Here is a 16,172-nt window from a genome sequence, read left to right on the forward strand (position 1 = left end):
CTCCCGGCCCGGTGCTTGCGTCGTCCACCTGGCAGATTTTCGCCGGGTAGTGACAACGCTAGCAGGGCGCATCGCCCCAGACTACTACAGCAGCTAAGATCTACCGATACTTTTTTGCCGAATCGACAGCAAATTGCGCTGCAAAAATGCGCAGCGCGAAGAAGTCGATCCGGCCGAAGTTCCATCGAATCAGCCGCGCATAGGAAAGCGCCTCGCTGGCTCAGCGATAACCTGCGGCTTGCAGCTGGCACAATTCGGCACAATGCTAGGATTGCACCAGCAATTCCGAATCGATGCCCAAAGGTATCGACCCTCATCAGATCGCATGAAACGATCCTCCGAGCATATATCCGCCTTTGTCGCGCGCGCAAATGCAGCGTCGACATAACCACGCTGGAGCAGGCCACCAAAATGAACTCGCCGGATCCATCGCCCGCCGTGGGCTGATCCAGAGCCTGCACGTGCGCTTGTGCTGGGCGATAATGGCAGCGAGAACGGCACGTTCGAAGTGCCTGCCGGCGGGCGTCGCTTTCGGGCGCTGGAGCTGCTGGTGAAGCAAAAACGCCTCGCCAAGACCGTACCGGTGCCCTGCATCGTTAGCCATGACGAAGATGGCGTGCTCATCGACGAGCTTTCACTCGCTGAGAACATTGAGCGCGCCCCGCTGCATCCGCTGGATCAGTTCCGTGCTTTCCAGGCCATGCGCGAAAAAGGCATGACCGAGGAGGCCATCGCGGCGGCCTTTTTGGTCGACGCGAAGGTCGTCAAACAGCGTTTGCGCCTTGTCACTGTCGCGCCCGAACTGCTGGAAGTCTATGCCGAAGATGGCATGACGCTGGAGCAACTGATGGCTTTCACCATATCGAGTGATCATGCACGGCAGGCGCAGGTTTGGAAGGCTGTCAAAAACTCCTGGTCGAAAGAGCCCTACCAGATCCGGCGGATGTTGACCGAAACCGCGGTGCTGGCCTCCGACAAGCGCGCTCGTTTCCTCGGACTCGATGCCTACGAGGCGGCTGGTGGGTTCGTTCTGCGTGACCTTTTCCAGCAGGATGACGGCGGCTGGCTGCAAGATCCCGTCCTGCTGGAAGGGCTGGTGGGCGAAAAGCTGGAGGAGGAAGCCGAGACTGTCGCCGCTGAAGGCTGGAGATGGATCGAGGTCGCTGTCGGCTTCCCCTATGGCCACACCATGGGCTTGCGCGAACTGCTGGGCACCGCGGTCGATTTGACCGACGAGGAGCGTGTTACGCGCGAGGCGCTGCGCGACGAATACGACCAACTGGAGGCCGGGTATGCCGAGGCTGACGATCTACCCGAAGAGGATGATGCCCGACTTGGCGAGATCGAGCGTCACCTTGGGGCCTTCGACCGCCGTCCGATGGCGTTTGAGGCGGAGCAAGTCCAGCGGGCGGGTGCCTTCGTCAGCATCGACAGCGACGGCACGATATTAATCGAGCGCAGTTTTGTGCGTCCGGAAGACTAACAGTCGACTGCGTCGGATGGGGAGGTCCTCACAAATTTGGGCGCCTACAGCGCGCCCTTGGATGCGGAAATCCGTGCAAGCCATGCTCCGGTGATCTACATCTCGGATGCGAGACCCGGCCTTCTAAGGACGATGACGAGGACGAAGGCGATGCGATCAAGCCTTTGCCCGAACGGCGGGTCCTCGAACTGACGGCACATCGCACCCTGGCGCTGCGGGACGCCGTGGCGAACAACCCGTACATCGCGATCACGGCGCTCTTGCACAAACTGGTCCTAGATTGCTTTGTGAGCCGCGCTTCCGGTGCGGCCATGGAGGCGACCGTGCTGGACATTTCCCTGCCGGTGCAGTCCGCTGATCTTGCCGACAGCGTTCCGGCGCAAAACATCGACACGCGGCACGCTGGCTGGCGCGAAGATATGCCGCTGGGGCAGGGGGATGACGCCCTTTGGGACTGGCTGCATACATTGGATGAGGCGAGCCGTCCGGCTCTTCTCTCTCATTGCCTCAGCTTCGGGGTGAACGCACTCTATGAGCGTCCGAACCCCTATAGCGGCATGGGCATCAGCCAGAACGGGCTCGACCGTCGTCTGCGCGAGGCAGATCGGCTGGCCCGGACCACCCGGCTCGATCTGGTCGAGGCGGGCTGGAAGCCGACGGTCGCCAACTACTTCGGCCGCGTCACCAAAGGTCGCATTTTGGAGGCGGTACGCCAAGGGGCAGGGGCGCAGGCCGTCGAACTGATCGCCCATCTGAAGAAGGACGACATGGCGCGCAAAGCCGAGCGGCTGCTTGAAGGCTAGTTCTGGCTGCCGGAGCCGCTGCGCTTGGACGATTCGGAATTTGGCTAAGAAGCCGTAGTTGAGGAGGCGGGGGTCGAGAATGTCGTGCTGCCCGCGTTCCTCGTTTGATGACGAGGAGGTTCAGCCAGACGACGCAGACGGGCGCCCAATCGCCGCTGAATGACCTTGAACGGGGTGGCTTCGGTCACCCCGTTTTTTCATGTGACGGGATGGAGAGGCGCTGGCATCAGGCGAGCCGCTCGGGACAGCGCTTTTTCACGGCCCGACCAGCGCCTTGGGCGAGAACGCTCCCTCCCACCGGGTCTTGGTCGGCCGAGTTGAGATCGGCGCCGCCTGGACGAAGACATCGAACGAGGGCCGCGCATATCTGGGCCTGAAGCCGGACGATCCGAGCTTCGCAGCACCCATCTACGCCAATCATCTTCGATGACGATGACGATGACGATGACGAAGACGGAGACGGCTCCAGCCTCATCTGGTCTTGCCCCAAAAGTGGCGCGGCGACTGATCGCCAAACAAAGGCCCCGGTCGAATGGCCCGGGCTAAATAATTGTTTCCACAACTCCAGTCGACGCACCCGGCGGGAAGCGGACATGCAGCGTTGGCATGTCTCGCAAAAAAAAAGATATGGATCAATGGAACCGCGCCGTTGCACAGCGACCAAGAGTAATTGGATGTGCATAACGGAGGCTACGTCGGCCAGCGCCATCCGCGCGATGGAGTTAAAGGCGCAAGTCTTAAGTTTTTCCCCCACTTTGGGGTGGCTTCCTTATCAATCGGGATTTGCCAGGCACCTTGCCGCGCAGATGATCGCTGGTGGTCAATTGCCGAACGAGGTCGGCGCAGATATTCCACACCACATCCGCAGCGCGAGATCGCGGCCAGTCGCGCGCCCGCGCAAGGCTGACATCTCGCCACAGTTCGGGTTCGGTGATGGCGGCCACATGCAGACTGCCCGCAGCGGCTTCTTCGCGCACCGCATACCATGACAGCACAGAATTGGCGTATCCCCCAGCAACCAGCCGCTTGATTGCCTGCAGCGAATCGAGTTCCATGCGGAACGTCGCCGCTATCGCACGCTCCGCCGCTTTGTTTTCGATCAGGCGGCGCAGACCGTTCTGGGCGGTCGTGGTAATCAGCGGCAAAGCCAGCAGTTCGTCCATCGCAACGCTTGTTCGCCCGGCAAACGGCCCGGACACGGATGACACCAGCATAAGCGGTTCCGTCAGCACGAGTTCAAGTTCGTAAAGCCCCGGCTCCTCCACGTCGAACAGCATGGCGATATCGACCTGCCCGTTCAGCAGCAGATCGGCAAGATAGCCGCTATGGTTCTCGACAATCCGGGGCACGATGGCTGGGTATCGCGCCTCGATCTCTTTCAGCAGAGGCAGGGTCATCTCGATAGCGAGAGAGCTTGGCAGGCCGATGGTCACTGGCCCAGACGGCTGATCCGACCGACGCTGCACATCATGCATCGCATGGGCCATCTGCCGCAGGATGATCTCGGCATGACCCATCAAAGCCACGCCACATTCGGTCGCTACGACACCGCGTTTGCTGCGGTCCAGCAGGCGCACACCGAGTTCTGCCTCAAGATTGGCGACGTGATGGCTAAGCGCAGGCTGCGCCACGTTTAGCTCTAGCGCGGCCCGAGAGAAACTGCCGCATCGCGCGATAGCCAGAAAATAGCGAAGCTGCCTGACATCCATATATTTTCCCTGCCTGCCGCCCGCCATAGCCGCAGGTTGAAGGCAACACTCGCACAGCCTTTCCGACGATGGAAATGCTAACGTCGCTCAATCCATAACTTTTCTAATTGGGTCCAGAGCAATGTTGTCTTTCCCAAACGCCCGCTCATCTGCGTAGCATCCTACAAACTTTCCATGACCGGATGACCTGACCTATGACGCAACCACGACCCCCGCTTGACGGTATCCGCGTTCTAGATCTGGCGACCTTCATCGCCGCACCGCTGTCGGCGACGATACTTTCCGAATTTGGGGCCGAGGTCATCAAGATTGAGCAACCATTGACCGGCGACCCGTTGCGCCGGTTCGGGACTCCGTCGGCTGAGGGGGCTGATACGTTCTGCTGGCTGAGTGAGGCGCGCAACAAGCGGTCGCTGACGCTGGACTTGCGGGTGCCGGAAGGTGCCGCGATATTGAAAGAGCTGGTCGCCCAGTCCGACGTGGTGTGTGAGAACTTCCGCCCCGGCACGCTGGAAAAGTGGGGGCTGGGGTATGAGGATCTGAAGGTGATCAAACCTGACATCATCATGCTGCGCGTCTCTGGCTATGGTCAGGACGGGCCGAACCGCAACCGACCGGGGTTCGCCCGCATTGCGCATGCGTTTGGCGGGCTGGCGCATCTGACGGGGGAAGACGGTGGCCCGCCGCTGACGCCGGGTTCCACCTCGCTCGCCGATTACGTCACTGGCGTTTATGGGGCGGTGGGGCTGTTGCTTGCGCTTCGGGCACGTGATCAGGACGGCGTAGGGCAGTACATTGATCTGGCGCTTTACGAGCCGGTCTTGCGGATTCTGGACGACATGGTGCCTGCCTATGCGGCCTTTGGCACCGTTCGTGGCCCTCAGGGCCGGGGCACGTCGAACGCTTGCCCGCATGGGCAGTTCCGGACCAAAGATGGTTGGGTTGCCATCGCTTGTACCAACGACCGGATGTTTGCCCGTCTGGCCGAGGCTATGGGTCATCCCGATCTCGCCACACCGGAGCGGTTTGGTGCGGTTGCGGTGCGGCTCGCCCACTCGGCTGAAGTCGATGCGATGGTGCAGACTTGGACCTTGGCAATGACATCGGCGGATTTGGTAGAGTGGTGCGCCGCGCGCGATGTGCCTTGTGCGCAAGTCAACACCGTGGCAGACATTTGCGCTGATCCGCATATCGCGGCGCGGCAAAATCTGATCCAGCTGCCACATGAGGGGCTCGGCCAAATCCTTGTGCCCAACGTCTTGCCAAGGCTCTCCGCCACTCCGGGAAGTGTGCGTAGTGCAGGGCCTGCGCTTGGTGCTGATACCGCTGCTGCTGGGGCGGGCCATGCTGCGCTGCGGCTTTTGTCGGGTGATCCGTCTTTTCGTCAGCGACTGCGCGCCAATGTCAAACGCCTGCGCGATGGCTTGCGTGGAGAGGGCTTCGATCTGGCCGACACGCCAGTGCCTATCGTGACGCTACGGGACGCGGGCCGCGATCTGACTGCGCTTGTGACAAGATTGGCTGCGCGTGACATCGTGGTCAAGCTGACGCCGGCGTCCGGTTATTCCGATGCGCCCGATACGGCCACACTGCGCATCGCAGTCTTTTCCGAACACAGCCCACAACAAGTTGATCGGCTGATCCAGTCGATTGCCGAACTCGCATAATAGGGAACACCCCATGAAAGTCTTCATCAGCGCCGATATCGAGGGCACCGCGGGCATCACCGAACATGCCGAGGGCAACCGCGAGCATCCGGAATGGGCAGAGTTTCGCGAGTACATGACAGACGAGTTGGTCGCCGCGTGCCAAGGTGCCCGCGCTGCCGGGGCGACGGAAATCCTCGTGAAGGACGCACACGCCAGTGCCCGCAACCTAATCCTGTCAAAGCTGCCCGACTATGTCAGCATCGTGCGCGGGTGGAGCGGCCATCCTGACTTGATGATGTTCGGCCTTGATGACGGCTTTGATGCGGCGATTTACACGGGTTACCACGACAGGGCCGGGGCCGACAGCAACCCGCTGGCCCATACGCTTACCGGACGCATCCAGCGCATTCTGCTGAATGGAGTGCCCGCGTCAGAGTTCACTCTGAATTCACACTGCGCCGCCCGCTACGGCGTGCCGTCTGTGTTTTTGTCGGGCGATAGGGGCATGTGCGATGCCGCCAAAGCGGCCATCCCCGGTATCGTCACGGTAGCCACCAGCGAGGGTTTCGGCCCGGCATCACGCTCGATGAGCCCGGCCCGTTCGACGGTCGCTATCCGGGAAGGCGTGCAAGCCGCTCTATCAACCGCTCCCAAAGGCGGTTTGCCCGCACGGTCTGATCTGTGGGAGCTGGAGATTGAGTTCACCAATCCCGTCGATGCCTACCGCGGCAGCTGGTATCCCGGCATGGACTATCCCGCGCCCCGCATCCTGCGTTTCAGGTCGAACGATTTTTTCGAAGTGCAGCGCGCCATCCGCTTTACCGTCCTGTGAGTCTAAGCAGAAGACGCGCGGCATATGGAAGAATTACACCGTCACGCGGTCTTCGCGCCGGAACGCAAGAGGCGCCTATTCTGACGGACAGGGCTTTTGCTTTCATGTTCTCAGGCTTGAGCACTCCGTCCCGCTGCTTGGGTCCGGTTCTCGCTGCCTCGTGCCGGTGAGGCCGCTTTCTGAGCCGAAACCGCGCGGCATTCAGTGGTTTGCGCCTGCCGAATAGGCGCACCGATGTTCTTTGCCGGGATCGAAGTGCATGGTTGGAAATCGATTCCAATGTGAAGTCTGGCGAGACCATCGACGATCTGTTCGCGTTCCAGATATGCGCGCCCAACGCCGAGGTCGGATCGGTGCATCTCACCGGGATGCCGGTTGTTCCGACCCAAACCCGCCGAGCTGCGGGTTGTGTCGCGAATGCCTATCCTATTATCGGTAGCTACGCCGTTGTTTCTGACCTTCCAATTTGGCGCCCGCCGCGGCTGATTCGTTTGCCTCTGCGTAGGTCACCATCATCGGCTGCCCCGGATTCCGCTGCGTCCCCGGTTGCGAAAGACGGTCGCTTCGCCGAAAAACGTTGGCTGCACCGACATCTCGTAGAACCGGGCCATGTTCTGGTCCGCGTCGACACGGATAAGATGAACCGCTGTATCGCCAATTTCAGTCATGCTTTCAGTATGCCAAGCCTATGCATCGGCGTCCAATGACATTTATGAATCGGTAACCCGAAATCGATTCAAAACGGTGATGGAGGATGCTGCGCGTTGCGAGCGTCAGAACTATTGGCTCGCCATTTGAACGAAAGCTTCGTTCTCACAGCGTGTCTGTCATTGCCTTGCCAAGGACTGTGCTTCCCCATGGAGTCCGAACATTGCGCTGTGCTAAGTCAACTTGCTGCTTGTGAACTAGCGGCCGGCCATTGAGGCCAAGAAGGATCAGAGAATTGACAGGAACTGAAGACAGGCTAGTCGCCTTGGTCGCTGGTGGAGCCGGGGGCATGGGTCGCGTTATCGCGGCCACCTTTGCCCAGAAGGGTTATCGGGTGGCTATAGCGGATCTGGCTTCGACCGGGCTTGAGGAGAGCGTAGATTTGCTAGGCGCCGACCCGCGCACGGCTTTGGCTGTGCCTTTGAACCTTCGAAACTTGGCTTCTTGTCAAGAGGTGATCGCGCGTGTGATCAGCTGGGCAGGTCGGTTGGATGTTCTGGTCAATGCAGCGGGTGTCTGGCGAGAAGGCAACGCAGAGGCCGTGTCCGAAGCGGACTGGGATCTGGTGATGGACGTAAACCTGAAGGGGGCGTTCTTTCTAATTCAAGCATCGTTGCCGCATCTGAAGGCGGGGGCGTCAATCGTTAATATCGCGTCAGATGCGGGCTTGGTTGGCAACGCCGGTGCCGCTCTTTATTGCGCTTCGAAAGGCGGGCTTGTCCTATTGACCAAGGCACTTGCTTTGGAATTGGCGCCGCGCCAAATTCGCGTAAACGCGTTGTGCCCAAGCGATGTCGCGACGCCAATGATCGAATTCCAAGCCCAGCAGTATGGCGGCGATGACCCGGAAGGCTACAAGCGCAGACTGTTATCTCATTACCCGCAGGGTGCAGCGGCCCGATTTATCACACCTGAGGAAGTGGCCCGTTTTGTCGCGTACATTTGTGCGCCTGAAGCGGCACCGATCACCGGGGCGGCGCTTTCGATGGATTTTGGCGTTACCGCCGGCTATTAGGAGATGGCTATGGGCCTTATGAGCAGTAGAACCGGAGCGGTCGTTTGGGACGTTTTTGACATGGCCGATGCCCCGGGGGCTCGCGGCCGAAGGGTTAGGAGTTTTGTCTGGCATCTGGGGGGCTCGTACCAAATCATTTCGCGCAATTGTACACCGCAAGTAAGTCGGCGCGATCCGAATGAAATTGTCGCGATGCGGTGCGTCGGGCGCATGGACACGTCGCCAACCGAGCGCTCAGCATCCCCATTCATTTTGAGATATCACCGTCTATCACCGCCCGGCCATGGACGCAAGCGTGGCGGCGAACCTCTGGCAATTGTACTGCCTGATGACGTTGAGCACACCCGCGTCATATGCAGCCTGACCTATTCAATCGGCAAATATCCGAAGCGTGAAACTGCCGGTTGGTGCTCGGTGCCGCAATGATCCACCCATTCGGCAGCATAGGTCACATGGTATAATTTCGGCGCCATGTAACGGATGTTCAGCGCGACGATTTACCCCGAGTGCGACAAGGCGCGAAGGGTCGCATCAATGGTCACAACCTGAAACAAGACGGGATAACTTTTGACCCCCTCGGTCTGAAAGCTTACCCCATCCGGTATGCCTCTGGGCGGACGCCCCTCATCTGGTGTAATTTGTACCAAACACAACCCAGTGGTGTCCGCATATGCTTCAAATATCAGTTACTTTCATCGATGACGCCTCTGCGCGGTGGGATTTGGTTCGCGCATTTCTGGTCTTAAGACGACGAGTGTTCATCGATCGGATGGACTGGTCTCTTCAAAGCCATAAAGACATTGAATTTGAGCAATATGACACCTTGGGTCATGCGACATACGTCATCGCACACCAGGGCGATCGGGTCGTTGCAGGCGCACGGCTGCTAAGGTGAAATGCCAGCGTAGGCCATCAGTTATAGTTACATCATCCTCGACGCGGTCAGAGGCATTATCGACCTGCCTCAAAGTCTCTGCTGAGAAGAGCCGCCGACAGATGCAACTTCCTAGGAGCTAACTCGTCTCGTGTCTGACTACGCCTCACCGATCGCGACCCGTCAAGTACTGGACACAGCAAATGACCATATTCGCGCGCGAGGCAAAAAACGGTGCCTCTTTGGGGTGGACCCGGTTTTTCACGTATTGCGCGCAGCTATGGCTACAAGTCAAGGGCATTGGGCGGCATTGTCTCGAGTAGTTTGGGCAGATTTTTAGCGTTTGCTTGCCCGACACGCGAAGCGAATTGCATATAGCCAGATCGGCAGCGGAGTCACTGCTCGGACAATGGCGTGGTCGAAAGCCTGTCAGTTTCGCGCCATATCGGTCGCCTGGTCATCAACGCCTTCAACAACATCCTTGCCTACTATCTGGCCGAACTCGGCCCGCCTGAGGGAGCAGGCGGTCGCCTCGCCATCGCCGTCGTGAGACAACCCGCAGGAAAAGTCCTTGGTCATCGGCCTGATCAACGAGATCGGACAGGGGATGGGTCTGCTACCGATCGCAATTACCGTTGGCGCGATGTGGTGTGTTCTGGAAGCAGGGCACCTTGGAGCCCGCTGCCCGCATTGAATGTGCCTGGCTGCGCACATAATTTATCTGTCTAGCCGTAGGCATATCAGCTGGCAGCAGATTCCACCCCAAAGGCGTGCCTGAACCCGATCCTGCCCGCAGGTGTGATCTCCAGCGCCCGCGTTCCGAGGCGGCGCCGGACCCAGCCCTTTTCCAGCGCATGGGTGCAGATGGCGGCCCCCAGAACGCCTGCAAGATGCGGGCGGCGCTCGCTCCAGTCCAGACAGGGACGGCAGACCGGGCGGTTGCTGCGTGAGTTGCCGTCTGGCGCGAGGATGCCTAGGGCCTGCATCTGCACGTGTCCGGTCTCCGTCAGGGAGGCTGCATCGCCAGCGATCTCGACCAGACCATTGGCGCGCAGCGCATCCGCGATGCCGACGCCAAGTGCGCCTGCCAGATGGTCGTAGCAGGTGCGCGCCTGACGCAGCGCCGCATCCTTGGGGCCAACACGCGGCAATAGCCGTGTCAGTGGGACACCGCCCGCGATCTGCATGACGCTTTCGATCATCCGCGCCACCTCGGGGCTGGCGAGGCGGTGATAGCGGTGGCGGCCCTGTTTCCCGACCGCGATCAACCCGACGGAGACCAGGCGGGCTATGGCCGCTGGCTGTCTGGGGCGTGACCGCAGCGACGGCGGCCAGTTCGGTTGCGGTTAAAGCGCGTCCATCCATCAGCGCTGCCAGCATGGCGGCGCGCGCAGGCTCACCTATGGCAGCGGCAACCTCGGCGATGCGGTTCGATGTGGCCATGTGAGCTCCTCTGGCTGATCGGATCTTGGCACAGAACCACTGGGAATGCTTCGGTCTCCACCGAAGCATTCAGAGCAAAATTGCGTACATACCCGAACGGACATCAACGAAGGTTTTTTCATGCCCCTGCCTGCACCCAACGCACAGCCGTTCTTCGGCTGGCATGTCGTCGCTGCCACATTTCTGCTCGCCAGCTTCGGCTGGGGTGTCGGCTTCTCTGGCCCGCCTGTGTTTCTTTATGCCGTCGTTGCCCGGACCGGCTGGCCGGTGGCGATGGTCTCGGCGGCGGTGACGGTGCATTTTCTGCTGGGTGCGGGCGTCGTGGCCAATCTGCCGCGCCTTTATCGGTGCTTTGGTGTGACCAGAATAACGGTTGCAGGGGCTTCGTTGTTAGCGCTGGGGATCGCTGGCTGGGCATTGGCAAAACAGCCGTGGCAACTGTTCGGGGCGGCGATGGCCAGTGGGGCGGGCTGGGTCGCGATGGGGGCCGCCGCTGTGAATGCCCTTATAGCGCCTTGGTTCAGCCTGCATCGCCCCGCAGCGCTTAGCATGGCCTACAATGGCGCGAGCCTTGGGGTGTCATATTCTTGCCGCTCTGGATCGCGTTGATTGCGGGTGTCGGCTTTGCGCATGCTGCGCTGATGATTGGCGGTGTCATGGTTGCTGTCGTTGCTGTCGTTGCGGTCCTGTCGGGGCTTGTCTTCAGACACACGCCTGAAAGCATAGGACAATACCCGGACGGGGTGGAAGGCAGAGCCGCCCGGCCATAGGCACAGGGCGGTTCTGTTGCGCGCGAATCGTTGTTTCGCAACCCCAAGTTCCTGTCTCTTGCGGCTGGCATGACGCTCGGGCTGTTTGCCCAGATCGGCTGCTGGCGCATGTGTTCTCGCTGCTGGTTCCGGTGCTGGGGGAGGGTCTGGCGGGCTTTGCCATGGGCGGCGCAACTGTTGCCGCGATCCTTGGGCGGTCGCTGGTTGGTTGGGTGATGCCGTCTCCGCCGACCGCCGCCTTATTGCCTGTGCCAGCTACGCTGTGCAGGTGATCGGTTCGCTGCTGTTCATTCTGGCAGCAGGCGACGGAGGGCCATGGCTTTTTCTGGGTATTGCGCTGTTCGGGCTGGGGATCGGGAATGCCACATCGCTGCCGCCGCTGATCGCGCAACAGGAGTTTCCTCCGGCTGAGACCGCCCGCGTAGTGCCGCTGATCGTAGCCATCGGCCAGGCAGGATATGCATTTGCGCCGGCCGCGTTTGGTCTGCTGCGCGGGAGTGAGGGGGGCGATGCGACGGGATCGGCTTCGCTGTTCCTCTGCGCCGCCGCAATTCAGCTCGCCGCGATTGGATGCTTTCTTGCGGGTCGGTGAAGAAGGCCGGATGACCGGATCAACGGTAAGACAGGTTGCCGCCGTGGTGAACGTCCGTAAGGCCCAACATGGATGCTACCCGCGCAAAGCACGGAAAATCCGACCGGCGGAAGGCATCGACATCACGGATAGCCCCGTCAATGACAAAACCTTTGACGCCCCGCGACTCCGCAATCGCTTTCATGATTTCAGCCACAAGGGCGCGACTTGTGTAGCCTGCCCCATCCACCACGATGATATGGCCCGGCCGGGCAACATCAAGCTCCTGATGAATGGAGAGATTGTCGCCTGCGCGGGTTCGCACGGTCAGCGCGGGACCGACCATGCGACGGCCATGATAAAACGGCATCAGCCCAACGCAACCAGGTATCCTGTCGAGACAATCACTAATGATCGACGTGTGTATTCGCGAAATGCTTGGATCAAGGCGGAGGAAGGGCTGTCCCACCAACAATCTGCTTATCAAGTGACCTAATTCTCCGGTCCTTTGCTCCCGACACTGGCGCAAGGTTACAGGCAGGCAAAGCATCGTTAAAAACGATACATTGTCATAACAAAACATCAAAATTCAGAATGAGTGTGAGAACATAATAACACTGCGTCAGTTTGACGGTCCGCGTGAAGGCATTCAGATCGAAACCAATGTGATCTCAACTGCCGACAAGATTGCGTTGATCGACGCACTGTCGCAGACCGGCTTGGCCGAGATTCAGGTCGTGGCGTTCGTAACCTCCAGGCGTGTCCCGCAATGGGCGGACGCTGAGGCTGTCGTCGCTGGTATCACGCCGCAATCCGGTGTGCATTACACGGGCCTTTGCCTGAACGAACAGGGGCTCACTTGTGCAATCGCGACGGGACGGTTGAAGATCGAAGGCAGCATTAACCTGTGCGCTTCGACCGCCTTTCTTGCGCGCGATCAAAACTCCACTCTGGAAAGCAACGCGAGACGCGCCGGGCGCTGATTGCGATGTTCCGCGCAAATGGCGTGCCAGTCACCAGGCGGCATCAGTGCCGCCTTCGGTTGCAATTTTCAAGGCGAGATCACGACGGCACAGCTGATGGCTACCATCGCCGAGGTTTCGAACTGGCGGGTGAGTCCGAGATTGTGTTGGAAGATATCGGCCTCTCCGACACGTTGGGCCGGGCAACTCCCGGCCAAATCGCGCGTACCATCGGCACGATCCGGGATACATACCCCGACCAGTCGCTGACGCTGCATCTGCATGATGGATCCCAAATTACCAAGCGAGAGGTCCCCTTAATGAGGCTATGAAGGGGATTCGCGCCGGGCCACAGTATGGAAATGGCTGTCTGACGGATCCCCAATGCGGGTTTGCCGAATGACGATCCGCAGCCCCGCAGGAGTGCGCCCTTCGGTAGAGCACGAGCGACTTTCTGCCTTATGATGAACCGCTCCAGCCCCGCAATCTTTGCCACTTACGATGTCGAACCCGATATCTACCTGACGCGGCGCAGGAAGTTTGCTGTGCGAATGTCCTTCGGCGTGTCGAAGATTTGGGCAGGGGTTCCTTCCTCCACGATGCGCCCACCGTCCATGAAGATAATCCGGTCGGCAATTTCGCGCGCGAACTGCATCTCATGCGTGACGATCAGCATGGTCTGCCGCCGTTCGGCCACCTGGCGCATCAGGTCCAACACCTCGCCCACCCACTCGGGGTCGAGCGCCGATGTGGGTTCGTCCAGCAACATCAGGGCGGCGCCCAGTGCCATGGCGCGCCCGATGCCGATGCGCTGTTGTTGACCGCCCGAAAGTGCGGCGGGGTAGCTCGCGGATTTGTCGGAAAGGCCGATCTCACGCAGGATTTCGTTGGCGCGCGCCTCGGCCTCGGCGCGGGGTTTGCGCTGCACAGTTATGAGGGCTTCCGTAATGTTGCCGCGGGCGGTCTTGTTGGCGAACAGCGCATAGTTCTGAAACACGAACGCCGTCCGGCGGCGCAGCGCAAGGATTTGCGCCGAGCTGGCCGTTGCGGCGTCAACCGTCAGATCTCCGATACGGATCACGCCGCTATCGGGGCGGTCGAGGTAGTTCAGACAGCGCAGCAAGGTTGACTTGCCGGTGCCAGAGGGGCCGATGATGGCCACACGCTCACCTGCCGAAATATCAAGATCGATGCCGTCAAGCACCGTGTTTGCCCCGTAGCGTTTGGTCAGTCCACGAATGCTGATCATCGCGTGATCGCCTTGTTCAGGTAGCGTTCCAGCTGCTTTTGCAGGAAAGACAGGGTTTCGACGATGGCCCAATACAGCACTGCCACAACGAGGAACGCCTCAAAATACAAGAAACTGCCAGCGGCTTCTTTCTGCGTCGCCCCCATCATCTCGGTGACGCCAAGGGTGAAGGCAAGCGAGGTGCTTTTTATCATGTCGATGAAATAGTTGACCAAAGTAGGTGCGGCCACCCGGGCCGCCTGCGGCAATACGATGCGGCGCATCGACTGCGCTTGTGTCATGCCGACGGCCTGCGCTGCCTCCCATTGGCTGCGGTCAACGCCAAGGATCGCGGCGCGGATGCTTTCCGCCATATAGGCGGAAAAATGCAGCGTCAGCCCGATGATTGCCGCCGTCACGCCATTGATCCCGGATAGAACAGGCAGGATTTGCGGCAGGCCGTAGTAAAACAAAAACAACTGCACCAGCAGGGGCGTACCGCGGAAAAAGCTGATGAACAACTGCACAAACTGGTCCAGCACCGGAACCCGCATCACCCGCTCCACCGCCATCAGGCAGGCCAGCAGCAAAGCGCAGACCATCGCGGCCAGCGCCATACCAATGGTCAGCGGAACATAGCCCAGAATGACCGATACCAGACCAAGCATGTAATCAACGTCAAGAGCCCGCATAGCGTCAGCCTGTCGGCGCGGTCACGTCAAGACCCAGCCATTTTTCGGAAATAGCTTTCAGCGTACCGTCGGCCTTCATCTTGGTCAGTGCCGCATCCAGCTTGTCACGCAGGGCCAGACCTGCGGCATCGTTGCGGAAGGGCAAGGCGTTCTGGATCTCGCTGAATGGGGGGCCAGCCAGTGCCAGCGGCAACGGGCTTTCCTTGATCACCTGCGCCGACGAAACCCGGTCCATCACGAAGGCGTCGATCCGACCCAGCGCCGTGTCCTGCTCGATATTGCTTTCGTAGGTGCGGATGTCGATTTCGCTGGCGTACGGCAAGGCGCGCAGTAGCTGCTCGAAGTTGGAGCCGAGGTTTACGCCTACCGACCTGCCCTTCAGGCTTTCAACGCCGGTGATTTCTGTCTCGTTGCCCTTTTTCACCACCACTTGCGCGCCATCATAAACGTAGGGCTGGCTAAAGGCGAATTTTGCGGCGCGCTCGGGGGTGATGGTAATCTGGTTTGCAACCGTGTCGATGCGACCGGATTCCAGAGCGCCAATCAGACCAGAGAATGACATGGTCGAGAATTCCACCGTATCGCCCGTCCGCTCTGCAAGGGCGTTCATCAGATCGACCTCGAAGCCCTGCAACTTGTCCTGCCGAACAAAGGTGAAGGGGAAATATCCGCCGGACATGCCGACACGAATGGTCTCTGCAGCGGCAGGAAGAACTACGGTTGCGGCCAGCAGCGCCGCAAGTGCTAGAGATTTCAACATCTGATGCTCCTTATAACCCGATCTACTTAAAATGTTGCGAGAGTTGCCGAGATCAAGAAGATTTGGGAAACAAGCACGGCAGGGCTCGGTCTGGGGCACTGCCGGAGAGCGATCCCCGATTTCAGGTGGATTTAGGTCTCTTTTCCTCAGCTGCTTCGTGAGCAGTGAACAACGGTCTGCTCTGCACCACCGTTTCATGTCGCCGCGATTGAGCGACTCACAGGAACGGTCATCGGTTTTGCAGGTGCCACCAGCGTTGCGCCTTCCGGCATTCGCAATATGCGCCGATCCCTCGCGTCTTCGCCTTGTCCGGGTGTAGGCAGGCGGTGCAGCCGAATGGAAGCAGACAGCCTCAGCACACTGCCGGCTTCGTGCGTTCGAGTTGGAACAGTGCTAAATCAGCAATAGCGCGCGCAATTCCCAAATGAATTCGCTTCAAGCGTGCGCTTGGCAGACGAGACTTTGCGATTGCGCCGATGGTCAATCAACCACCACTGAGCTTGTGACCGACATATTCTTGGCTTTTTTATTTCTACCAATTAGTGTCATCGGCATGTTGTATGATGTTATATGCTCATAATTTTGACATATAGGCGCTCACTTTTCCCCCAAGAGAGAAGGGCAGACCAATTGCCTGTCTGTCGTTCTGCAAGGTATCAAGAAGGGCTGCTCC

17 protein-coding genes and 2 pseudogenes are annotated in these 16,172 nt (G+C 59.7%); 10 read left to right on the plus strand and 9 right to left on the minus strand.

Annotated elements, in window-relative coordinates; translation table 11 throughout:
• Nucleotides 1-407 precede the first annotated feature (407 nt).
• From JWS10_RS18660 to JWS10_RS18670, 3 genes and pseudogenes are all read left to right on the plus strand, one after another.
• Nucleotides 408-1,480, plus strand: a pseudogene (locus JWS10_RS18660) (ParB N-terminal domain-containing protein); the annotation flags it as partial.
• A 167-nt stretch (nt 1,481-1,647) separates the two neighbouring features.
• Nucleotides 1,648-2,286: a hypothetical protein gene (locus tag JWS10_RS18665; protein WP_299509301.1), complete on the plus strand. Its 639-nt coding sequence runs from the start codon at nt 1,648-1,650 to the stop codon at nt 2,284-2,286.
• A gap of 271 nt (nt 2,287-2,557) precedes the next feature.
• A pseudogene (locus tag JWS10_RS18670) lies at nt 2,558-2,774 on the plus strand (DUF736 domain-containing protein); the annotation flags it as partial.
• Between the two features lie 249 nt (nt 2,775-3,023).
• On the opposite strand, the gene JWS10_RS18675 reads toward JWS10_RS18670, so the two are convergent.
• Complete coding sequence (locus tag JWS10_RS18675) at nt 3,024-3,995, minus strand: LysR substrate-binding domain-containing protein (protein WP_299509302.1); 972 nt, start codon at nt 3,993-3,995, stop codon at nt 3,024-3,026.
• 194 nt (nt 3,996-4,189) lie between these two features.
• Here JWS10_RS18675 and JWS10_RS18680 point away from each other — a divergent pair, with 194 nt between their 5' ends.
• Together JWS10_RS18680 and JWS10_RS18685 are read left to right on the plus strand one after the other, a co-directional pair.
• Nucleotides 4,190-5,662: a CoA transferase gene (locus JWS10_RS18680; RefSeq protein WP_299509303.1), complete on the plus strand. Its 1,473-nt coding sequence runs from the start codon at nt 4,190-4,192 to the stop codon at nt 5,660-5,662.
• 13 nt (nt 5,663-5,675) lie between these two features.
• Nucleotides 5,676-6,476, plus strand: a complete 801-nt coding sequence (locus JWS10_RS18685; RefSeq protein ID WP_299509304.1) for a M55 family metallopeptidase — start codon at nt 5,676-5,678, stop codon at nt 6,474-6,476.
• A 512-nt stretch (nt 6,477-6,988) separates the two neighbouring features.
• Here the strand turns inward: JWS10_RS18685 and JWS10_RS21275 are convergent.
• Nucleotides 6,989-7,144: a WGR domain-containing protein gene (locus tag JWS10_RS21275; RefSeq protein WP_366943556.1), complete on the minus strand. Its 156-nt coding sequence runs from the start codon at nt 7,142-7,144 to the stop codon at nt 6,989-6,991.
• A 305-nt stretch (nt 7,145-7,449) separates the two neighbouring features.
• Here JWS10_RS21275 and JWS10_RS18695 point away from each other — a divergent pair, with 305 nt between their 5' ends.
• Complete coding sequence (locus JWS10_RS18695; protein ID WP_299509315.1) at nt 7,450-8,199, plus strand: SDR family oxidoreductase; 750 nt, start codon at nt 7,450-7,452, stop codon at nt 8,197-8,199.
• A gap of 670 nt (nt 8,200-8,869) precedes the next feature.
• On the plus strand, nt 8,870-9,094 hold the full coding sequence (locus JWS10_RS21280; RefSeq protein ID WP_366943557.1) for an acyl-homoserine-lactone synthase: 225 nt from the start codon (nt 8,870-8,872) through the stop codon (nt 9,092-9,094).
• A gap of 408 nt (nt 9,095-9,502) precedes the next feature.
• Here the strand turns inward: JWS10_RS21280 and JWS10_RS18700 are convergent, their stop codons facing one another.
• Both JWS10_RS18700 and JWS10_RS18705 read right to left on the minus strand, forming a co-directional pair.
• Nucleotides 9,503-9,652 carry a hypothetical protein gene (locus tag JWS10_RS18700; protein WP_299509306.1) on the minus strand — a complete coding sequence of 50 codons (150 nt, stop codon included), beginning with the start codon at nt 9,650-9,652 and terminating at the stop codon, nt 9,503-9,505.
• A gap of 161 nt (nt 9,653-9,813) precedes the next feature.
• A complete protein-coding gene (locus JWS10_RS18705; protein ID WP_299509307.1) occupies nt 9,814-10,275 on the minus strand; it encodes a hypothetical protein in 462 nt (153 codons plus the stop codon).
• A 361-nt stretch (nt 10,276-10,636) separates the two neighbouring features.
• Here JWS10_RS18705 and JWS10_RS18710 point away from each other — a divergent pair, with 361 nt between their 5' ends.
• Nucleotides 10,637-11,125 carry a hypothetical protein gene (locus tag JWS10_RS18710; RefSeq protein WP_299509308.1) on the plus strand — a complete coding sequence of 163 codons (489 nt, stop codon included), beginning with the start codon at nt 10,637-10,639 and terminating at the stop codon, nt 11,123-11,125.
• 369 nt (nt 11,126-11,494) lie between these two features.
• A complete protein-coding gene (locus JWS10_RS18715) occupies nt 11,495-11,878 on the plus strand; it encodes a hypothetical protein (RefSeq protein ID WP_299509309.1) in 384 nt (127 codons plus the stop codon).
• A 19-nt stretch (nt 11,879-11,897) separates the two neighbouring features.
• On the opposite strand, the gene JWS10_RS18720 is transcribed toward JWS10_RS18715, so the two are convergent.
• Nucleotides 11,898-12,440 carry a hypothetical protein gene (locus tag JWS10_RS18720; protein ID WP_366943558.1) on the minus strand — a complete coding sequence of 181 codons (543 nt, stop codon included), beginning with the start codon at nt 12,438-12,440 and terminating at the stop codon, nt 11,898-11,900.
• Between the two features lie 82 nt (nt 12,441-12,522).
• On the opposite strand from JWS10_RS18720, the gene JWS10_RS18725 reads away from it, so the two are divergent.
• Nucleotides 12,523-12,840, plus strand: coding sequence for a hypothetical protein (locus JWS10_RS18725; protein ID WP_299509310.1), 318 nt, complete (start codon nt 12,523-12,525; stop codon nt 12,838-12,840).
• 68 nt (nt 12,841-12,908) lie between these two features.
• Here JWS10_RS18725 and JWS10_RS18730 read toward each other — a convergent pair whose 3' ends face one another.
• From JWS10_RS18730 to JWS10_RS18745, 4 genes are all read right to left on the minus strand, one after another.
• Nucleotides 12,909-13,103 carry a hypothetical protein gene (locus JWS10_RS18730; protein ID WP_299509311.1) on the minus strand — a complete coding sequence of 65 codons (195 nt, stop codon included), beginning with the start codon at nt 13,101-13,103 and terminating at the stop codon, nt 12,909-12,911.
• 233 nt (nt 13,104-13,336) lie between these two features.
• The gene (locus JWS10_RS18735) at nt 13,337-14,068 is read right to left on the minus strand and encodes an amino acid ABC transporter ATP-binding protein (RefSeq protein WP_299509312.1); all 732 of its coding nucleotides are present in this window, start codon (nt 14,066-14,068) and stop codon (nt 13,337-13,339) included.
• Entirely contained in the window at nt 14,065-14,739 is a 675-nt protein-coding gene (locus JWS10_RS18740; RefSeq protein WP_299509313.1) for an amino acid ABC transporter permease, read from the minus strand. Before JWS10_RS18740 ends, JWS10_RS18735 begins: the two co-directional genes overlap by 4 nt.
• Before the next feature lie 4 nt (nt 14,740-14,743).
• Nucleotides 14,744-15,499 (minus strand): amino acid ABC transporter substrate-binding protein, encoded by a 756-nt coding sequence (locus JWS10_RS18745; protein WP_299509314.1) that lies wholly within the window; start codon nt 15,497-15,499, stop codon nt 14,744-14,746.
• Nucleotides 15,500-16,172: the final 673 nt, after the last annotated feature.

Source organism: Cypionkella sp., assembly GCF_028290025.1.
GTDB lineage: Bacteria > Pseudomonadota > Alphaproteobacteria > Rhodobacterales > Rhodobacteraceae > Cypionkella.